Origin of the sequence: Cupriavidus sp. SK-4 (assembly GCF_000611125.1) — a bacterium.
GTDB lineage: Bacteria > Pseudomonadota > Gammaproteobacteria > Burkholderiales > Burkholderiaceae > Cupriavidus > Cupriavidus necator.
The window spans coordinates 1-3697 of the sequence record NZ_JFJW01000144.1; the positions used below are offsets into that span (position 1 = coordinate 1).

Here is a 3697-nt window from a genome sequence, read left to right on the forward strand (position 1 = left end):
TGATCGTGCGCACGGTGCATTCGCCGTTCGGCCAGATCCTGAAGGCGATCAAGGAGAACGAGCCGCGCGCGATCTCGCTGGGCTATGACGTCGACCGCTTCAAGTTGACCGCCTTCGTGCTGTCGGCGGCGCTGTCGGGGTTGGCCGGCTCGATCAAGGCTTTGGTGCTGGGCTTCGGGACGCTGACCGACGTGCACTGGTCGATGTCGGGCTCGGTCATCCTGATGACCCTGGTCGGCGGCCTGGGCACATTGTCGGGCCCGATTGTCGGTGCCTTCGTGGTGGTCGCGCTGGAGAACAAGCTGGGCGACATCGGCAACTTCCTGGCGTCGGTCACCGGTATTTCCTGGTTCGGCACGCTGGGCGAGTCGGTGACGATGGTGACCGGCGTGATCTTCGTGATCTGCGTGCTGACTTTCCGCCGTGGCATCATGGGCGAGCTGCTGGCGCGCTTCGGGGGCCACTCGGGCAAGCGGGAATAAACCCGGCAGGAGTGACCGCGGGTCGACATGCCCGATTCTGGGGCTAGGGTTTTTTCTAGCTTGTCCTCGATGCACCGCTTCGTTACATTCCATATACGGTTTTCGCAGGTTAAATGGAGGCGGAAGCGAGGAGACGACAGGCGCGCACCCGGTGTCGGGTAGCAGCGTTATAAATAAAGGGCGTTGCCGGGTGATCCTCGGCAACGCTTTTTTCATTTGGGCTTCCCAACCCCTCCTGTGGCGCTTTCGCCCCATCATGGGGCACCCAGGCCGCATCGGCGTCACCTGGCCATCCTCCACATGCGACAATGCGGGCGCTCTCATTGCCCGCCATGCCTGCCGCCCCTGATTCCCCCGACTCCCCAGCCGTTCCGGATCGTCCTGACGCACCCGCGCCGCAGGGCTTGGTACGCCTCGGGCTAGGCGCCGACGCTGCCATGCTGGAGGCCTGGCTGGCTACGGCGCAGCCACTGCCGGTGCCCGCCGCGCGCGCGCGCCGGCTGATGCTGGACGAGCTGCTGGCCCAGTCCGGTCGCGGCATCTGCCTGCTGGTGGACGACGCGCAGGCTCCGCACGATCTGCTGGCGTGCCTGCCGGTGGCGCTACTCTCGAGCCTGGAGCTTGCCGGCCTGGCTGCCTGCGGCATCGAGTGGTGGGTGCGGCCCGGGCTGGACGCCGGATCCCGCCGTGCCTGCCTTGAGGCCTGCTGCGCCACGCTGGCCGACTGGGGCCGCGCGCACGGAATCCGCCACGCGCTGCTGGCGCCGGGGCTGGTGGCAGGGCAAGGCGGCGCGCCGCCGGGCTTCAGCCGACATGGCAACGGCATGTGGCACCGCAGCCTGGTGCCTGCGGCCAAGGTGCTGGGCTAAACCAGCGCCGCCCGGCTGCCCGCACCGATCTCCTCCGATCTTTCCCTTTTCGCTTCCCTGCTTCCTGCAATGACGGAATTCGCATTCCTGGCGGTTGCCGCCTTTCTCGCCGGCCTGATCGACGCGGTCGCCGGCGGCGGCGGCCTGGTACAGATCCCGGCGATGTTCTCGGCCTATCCGAATATCGCGCCGGCCACGCTGCTGGGCACCAACAAGTTGGGCTCGATCGCGGGCACCGCCAACGCGGCGCTGCGCTACGGCCGCAGCGTGCGCATTTACTGGGGCGCGACGGCACCCGCGGTGGTGGCGGCCCTTATCTTCTCGATGGCCGGTGCCTGGGCGCTGACCAAGATCCCGGCCGAGCCGCTGCGCAAGGCGCTGCCGTTCGTGCTGGTGGTGTTGCTGGTCTACACCGTGGCCAAAAAGGACCTGGGCACGGAACACGCGCCGACGCTGTCGGGGTCGCGCGAGCGCGTCGCGGCGCTGCTGGCCGGGGCTGCCATCGGCTTCTATGACGGCGTGTTCGGTCCGGGCACCGGCAGCTTCCTGATGATCGCGTTCGTGCGGGTGTTCGGCTACGACTTCCTGCACGCGGCGGCCTCGACCAAGGTGGTCAACCTTGCCACCAACCTGGCGGCGCTGCTGTTGCTGGCCAGCAAGGGCCATATCTGGTGGCAGCTGGGCCTGGTGATGGCGGTGGCCAACATCGCCGGCAGCCAGGTGGGCAGCAAGCTGGCCCTGCGCCACGGCAGCGCCTTCGTGCGCAAGGTGTTTATCGTGGTGGTGAGCGCGCTGATCCTGAAGACCGCCTGGGACGCGTTCCTGCGCTGATGGCGAGGCCGGGCGGCGCTCGCGATGCGGGTTAATCCTCCCTTTTCGCGCCAAGTCGCTGTGCTAGACTCGATCCGAATTCCCGACCGAGCGGTCGGTGAATGTCCGGAGCGCGCCTATCCGGGGGAGTGGTGCGGGCGGGGAAATTGGGGAGCGGCCTCGCGTCGTTCCTGGCTGTAGCGCAGGTGCCGGCGATGTGCCTGTGTTGACCCGAGGGGTCGATCCAAAAACGGGCATCGCCGGTGGACGCCGGACGGATGCCTTTCCGTTTCAGGAACCGAGGAGACAAGATGGATTTCAAGCGCGCCAGCCTGCTGGCAATCGCTGCAGCGAGCCTGGTTGCCGGTGCAGCCCAGGCACAGGTCAAGGTCGGGGTGACGGTGTCGGCGACGGGTCCGGCGGCATCGCTGGGTATTCCGGAGAAGAACACCTTCACGCTGATGCCCAAGGAAATCGCGGGCAAGAAGATCGAGTACATCGTGCTGGACGATGCCTCCGACACCACTACCGCGGTCAAGAACACCCGCAAGCTGATCAGCGAAGACAAGGTCGACGTGGTGGTGGGTTCCACCGTGACGCCGAACTCGCTGGCAATGGTGGACGTGGTGGCCGAGAACGAGACGCCGATGATCACCATGGCCGCCTCGGCCCGCATCATCGAGCCGATGGACGCCAAGCGCGCCTGGGTCTTCAAGACGCCGCAGAATGACTCGCACATGGCGACCGCCATTGCCGAGCACATGACCAACAACAACGTGAAGACGGTGGCCTTCATCGGCTTCGCGGACGCCTATGGCGACAGCTGGGCGCAGGAATTCGCCAAGGTGGCGGAGCTGCGCAAGATCAAGGTCGTCGCCAACGAGCGCTTTGCCCGTACCGATACCTCGGTCACCGGCCAGGTGCTGAAGATGATGAGCGCCAACGCCGACGCCGTGCTGATCGCAGGCTCGGGTACGCCCGCGGCGCTGCCGGCCAAGACGCTCAAGGAGCGTGGCTTCAAGGGCAAGATCTACCAGACCCACGGTGTGGCCAATGCCGACTTCCTGCGCGTGTGCGGCAAGGATTGCGAAGGCACCTTCCTGCCGGCTGGCCCGCTGCTGGTGGCTGAGCAACTGCCCGACAGCAACCTGGTGAAGAAGCCGGCCATGTCCTATAAGACTGCTTATGAGAAGGCCTTCGGCGGCCAGGTCTCGACCTTCGGCGGTCATGCATGGGATGCGGGGTTGATCCTGCAGCACGCCATCCCTGAGGCGCTGAAGAAGGGCCAGCCGGGCACCAAGGAATTCCGCAAGGCGCTGCGCGATGCGATGGAGCAGACCAAGAACCTGCCGGTGTCGCATGGGATCATGAACATGAGTGCCACCGACCACCTTGGCTTCGATCAGCGCGCGCGGGTGATGGTGCAGATTGTTGATGGGAAGTGGAAGTTGCTGACTAAGTGAAGATTGGGGGGCGGCGTGGCGCTATGCGGTTGGGTGTCGCTCTTGGCAAGCGCTGCTGTTTCGCCGGCGTAGC

At 66.0% G+C, this 3697-nt stretch carries 4 protein-coding genes; all 4 read left to right on the plus strand.

Annotation, left to right across the window (positions count from 1 at the left end):
* Positions 1-482: branched-chain amino acid ABC transporter permease (locus CF68_RS28550; RefSeq protein WP_035825579.1), on the plus strand; the 482-nt coding region annotated here is incomplete at its 5' end.
* A gap of 437 nt (positions 483-919) precedes the next feature.
* Positions 920-1351, plus strand: a complete 432-nt coding sequence (locus tag CF68_RS28555; protein WP_235205914.1) for a hypothetical protein — start codon at positions 920-922, stop codon at positions 1349-1351.
* Between the two features lie 69 nt (positions 1352-1420).
* Positions 1421-2182 carry a TSUP family transporter gene (locus tag CF68_RS28560; protein WP_035825581.1) on the plus strand — a complete coding sequence of 254 codons (762 nt, stop codon included), beginning with the start codon at positions 1421-1423 and terminating at the stop codon, positions 2180-2182.
* Positions 2183-2472: 290 nt separating this feature from the next.
* A complete protein-coding gene (locus CF68_RS28565; RefSeq protein ID WP_035825582.1) occupies positions 2473-3624 on the plus strand; it encodes an ABC transporter substrate-binding protein in 1152 nt (383 codons plus the stop codon).
* Positions 3625-3697: the final 73 nt, after the last annotated feature.